The sequence below is a fragment of the Bradyrhizobium sp. genome (assembly GCF_036735945.1).
Classification (GTDB): domain Bacteria; phylum Pseudomonadota; class Alphaproteobacteria; order Rhizobiales; family Xanthobacteraceae; genus Bradyrhizobium.
The window spans coordinates 1-3782 of the sequence record NZ_DAINNI010000228.1; the positions used below are offsets into that span (position 1 = coordinate 1).

The 3782-nt window shown below is 63.6% G+C and carries 3 protein-coding genes; 1 reads left to right on the forward strand and 2 read right to left on the reverse strand.

The annotated features are described in order from the left end of the window. Nucleotides 1-2080 (reverse strand): diguanylate cyclase domain-containing protein (locus V7E26_RS29580; RefSeq protein WP_324422925.1); only part of this gene is annotated, 2080 nt, incomplete at its 3' end. A 119-nt stretch (nt 2081-2199) separates the two neighbouring features. Next, nucleotides 2200-3198 carry an NAD(P)H-quinone oxidoreductase gene (locus V7E26_RS29585; protein WP_324422926.1) on the reverse strand — a complete coding sequence of 333 codons (999 nt, stop codon included), beginning with the start codon at nt 3196-3198 and terminating at the stop codon, nt 2200-2202. 108 nt (nt 3199-3306) lie between these two features. Between V7E26_RS29585 and V7E26_RS29590 the strand changes: the two genes are divergently transcribed. Beyond that, nucleotides 3307-3498 (forward strand): DUF1192 domain-containing protein, encoded by a 192-nt coding sequence (locus V7E26_RS29590; RefSeq protein WP_324422927.1) that lies wholly within the window; start codon nt 3307-3309, stop codon nt 3496-3498. The last annotated feature ends 284 nt before the right edge of the window (nt 3499-3782 follow it).

Here is a 3782-nt window from a genome sequence, read left to right on the forward strand (position 1 = left end):
GCGCGCGCATCGCCGGCTTGTAGACGTCGATGCGGTCGCCGCCGATGCGCTTGGAGTGATACATCGCAAGCTCGGCGTCCTTGATGATCTCCTCGGACAATTGCGTCTGCGGATCGGAGAGCGCGAGCCCGATCGAGGCGGTCAGGAATATCTCGCGGTCGTTGAAAGCGATCGGCGCGCGGATCGTCTTGCGGATCGTCTCGGCGAAATTGGTGATGCGCGCCGGGTCCTGCTCCGACAACAGGATCAGGCCGAACTGGTCGCCGGCGAGCCGCGCCAGCGTGTCCTGCGGTTTGAGGATGCGCGTCAGCCGCCGCGCCAGCGTCAGCAGGATGGAGTCGCCGACCGCGATGCCGACGGAATCGTTGACCTGCTTGAAGCGGTCGAGATCGATCACCATCAGCGTCGGCCGCAGGTTCGGCATCGCCTTGGTGAAATTGGCCACCGCGCCGAGGCGGTCCATGAACAATTTGCGGTTCGGCAGGCCGGTGAGGTTGTCATGCACGGAGTCGTGCAGCATGCGCTCTTCGGCGTTCTTGAACTCGGTGACGTCGGTGAGCGTGCCGACGACGCGCGAGACCTCGCCGTCGGAGCCGACCACCGGGCGCGCCTTCAGCGCGAACCACATGAAATGGCCGTCCGGCGTGCGGAGGCGGAAATCCTGCATCAGGCGGCCGCGGCGCTGGTCGAGCACGCTGTCGAGCGCGGCGCGGAAGCGATCCTGGTCGAGCGGGTGCAGCACCTCGAGCCATTTGGCGGCGGGACCTTCCAGCGTGCCACGCTTCAGGCCGAGCAGGCTTTCGGTCTCCGGACTCGTGAACACCTTGTCGGCGGAGACGTCCCAGTCCCAGATCAGATCGCCCGAGCCGGTCAGCGCCAGCGCGCGGCGCTCGACGTCGGAAACGATGCCGGTGGTGGCGCCGCCGCCGGCGAAGGCATGCTGCATGACAGTAAATCCGATCAGCATCACGATCAGCACGAGGCCGCCGAGCAGCGCCGGGCCGACGATGTCGTTGGTGACGCTTCCCCCAACCGTCATGCCGGCCGCGATCACCCAGACCACCAGCAGGAACCAGGTCGGGATCAGCAGCACGGCGCGGTCGAAGCCATGCGTCGAGAGATAGACGATCAGCGCAAAGCCGGCGAAGGCGATCAGCACCAGCGAGATGCGCGCGATGCCCGAGGCAACCGCTGGATCGAACAGCGCCAGCGCCACCAGCGAGCCGAGAAAGGCGAGCCAGCCGACCGTGATGTGGGAATATCGCACATGCCAGCGGCTGAGATTGAGATAGGCGAACAGGAACACCAGCAGCGTCGCGGCGAGGATCGCTTCGCCCGCCGCGCGCCAGACGCGCTCGGCGTTGTTCGACATGTCGAGCACCTTGCCCCAGAAGCCGAAATCGACGCCGATATAGACCAGCACCGCCCAGGCCAGCGCGGCGGCGGCCGGGAACATGATGCTGCCCTTGACCACGAACAGAATGGTGAGCACGAGGGCCAAGAGTCCGGAGATGCCGATCACGATGCCCTGGTAGAGCGTGAACGAGTTGACCTTGTCCTTGTAGGCGTCGGGTTCCCACAGATAGAGCTGCGGCAATTTATCGGTGCGCAGTTCCGCGACGAAGGTGACGACGGCGCCGGGGTCGAGCGTGATGCGGAAGATGTCGGCGGTCGCGCTTTCCTGGCGCTCGGGGCGGTCACCGGTCGATGGCGTGATCGTTGCGATACGCGACAGGCCGAGGTCGGGCCACAGCAGGCCCGACGACACGATGCGGTAGTGCGGAGCGACGATCAGGCGGTCGAGCTGGTCGTCGGTGTTGTTGGCCAGCGCGAACACCACCCAGTTCTGGCCGCCTTCACGGGCGCGGACCTCGATGCGGCGGACAATGCCGTCGGTGCCGGGGGCCGTTGAAACCTGGATGCGATCGGTCTCGCTGCGCTGATGGTCGAGGACGGCTGTGAGGTCGATCGCAGGCGCGTCACCGCGGACGCTGACCGCGTCAATCGCGTGTGCCGCTGGCGCGGCCGCAACAATCATGAAGCCCAGCGCGAATAGCGCAAGGCACCTGATCAGACGCAATGTCAGTACTCCGCGACCAACGATCCTTCCGGCCTGGCGAACAGGCCGGCGTTTCCGCGATAAATGACATGAAAGCGAAGTAAATCAAAGGGTTTCCGCCTCTGCTCCGCCGTGGATCATTAAACCGCCAACACAATTTTGCCAATATGTGCTGAGGTCTCCATGCGTCGGTGTGCGTCGGCGGCTTTTTCCAGTGGGAACGAACTGTCCATCAGCGGTTTTACGCGTCCTTCGCGCAATAGCGGCATCACCTTGGCTTCGATTGCGGCGACCATCGCGGCCTTATCCGCATTAGTACGGGGGCGCAGTGTGGAACCGGTATGGGTCAGCCGCTTCACCATCACCTTGGCAATGTTGACGCTGACCTTGGGTCCGTTGAGGGTCGCGATCTGCACGATACGGCCGTCGACCGCGGCGGCGTCGTAATTGCGATCGACATAGTCGCCGGCAACCATGTCGAGGATCAGGTTGGCGCCCGCATTGTTGGTCTCCGCCTTGACCACGGCGACGAAGTCCTCGTTCTTGTAGTTGATGGCGCGGTCGGCGCCGAGTTTCAGGCAGGCGTCGATCTTGTCCTGCGAGCCGACGGTCACGATAACTTTAGCGCCGAACGCTTTCGCAAGCTGGATCGCCATGGTTCCGATGCCGGACGAGCCGCCGTGGATCAGCAGGGTTTCGCCTGCCTTCAGCGCGCCACGTTCGAACATATTGTGCCAGACCGTCATCAGCGTTTCCGGGATCGCGCCGGCTTCCTGGATCGAGAGCGACGGCGGCACCGGCATCGCCTGCGCGTCTTGCGCAATGCAATATTGAGCGTAGCCGCCGCCTGCCACCAGCGACATCACCTTGTCGCCGAGCTTGTGCTTGGTGGCGCCTTCGCCGAGCGCGACCACTTCGCCGGCGATTTCGAGGCCGGGCAGGTCGCTGGCACCAGGCGGCGGCGGGTAGGCGCCGGAGCGCTGCGCGACATCAGGACGGTTGACGCCGGCCGCCATCACCTTGACCAGGATTTCGCCCGGACCGGGCTTCGGCACGCTGCGGGTTTCCGGCAGCAACACCTCGGGGCCGCCGGGCTTGCTGATACCGACGACGGTCATTTGCGCGGGCAGCTTTTCCATGATTTGTCCTTGCGAAAGGCTGGGAATTTTATTGCAGGCGGCCCCTGATTAGCCAGCCCGGCTCCGGCTGGCAACCGCTCCGGGTCCGCTCGGCGCAAGGAGAAACGCATGGCAATCGAGGACGACGACAAGCCGCGGAAGAAAATCACCCACGAGATCGGCCAGGACCTGTCGCTGCTATCGGTCGAGGAATTGACCGAGCGCATCGCGCTGCTGAATTCCGAAGTCGCGCGGTTGCAGGAGGCGATCACGAAGAAGCGAGCGTCAAAAGATGCGGCGAACAGCTTCTTCAAGTCGTAGACGCGAGCAATTGCCGTGTCGTCGTCGCGAACGCAGGTGCTCGCAAGCCGAGGCCCCATGTTATGGCAGGGCCGCTGGCCTACTTTCCCTCTACAGGGATGGGCTGTTCGCGGCTTCATTTGAAATGCGAATCAATCTCGGCCAATGGCCGACATGGCAAACAAAGCCTGAAGAAATCCGCTCGTTTACGAAGGATTAAGCTTTCTCGATTATGACTGTCATTGTCCTTGTTTGGACACCGAGTGGCTCCTGTCCACTCTGTTTGACGCCTCCCTGTTATCAAC

Bases quoted from the DNA above. Each gene is read 5' to 3' on its own strand.
- V7E26_RS29590 (WP_324422927.1), top strand. From the start codon at position 3,307: ATGGCAATCGAGGACGACGACAAGCCGCGGAAGAAAATCACCCACGAG.
- V7E26_RS29585 (WP_324422926.1), bottom strand. From the start codon at position 3,198: ATGGAAAAGCTGCCCGCGCAAATGACCGTCGTCGGTATCAGCAAGCCC.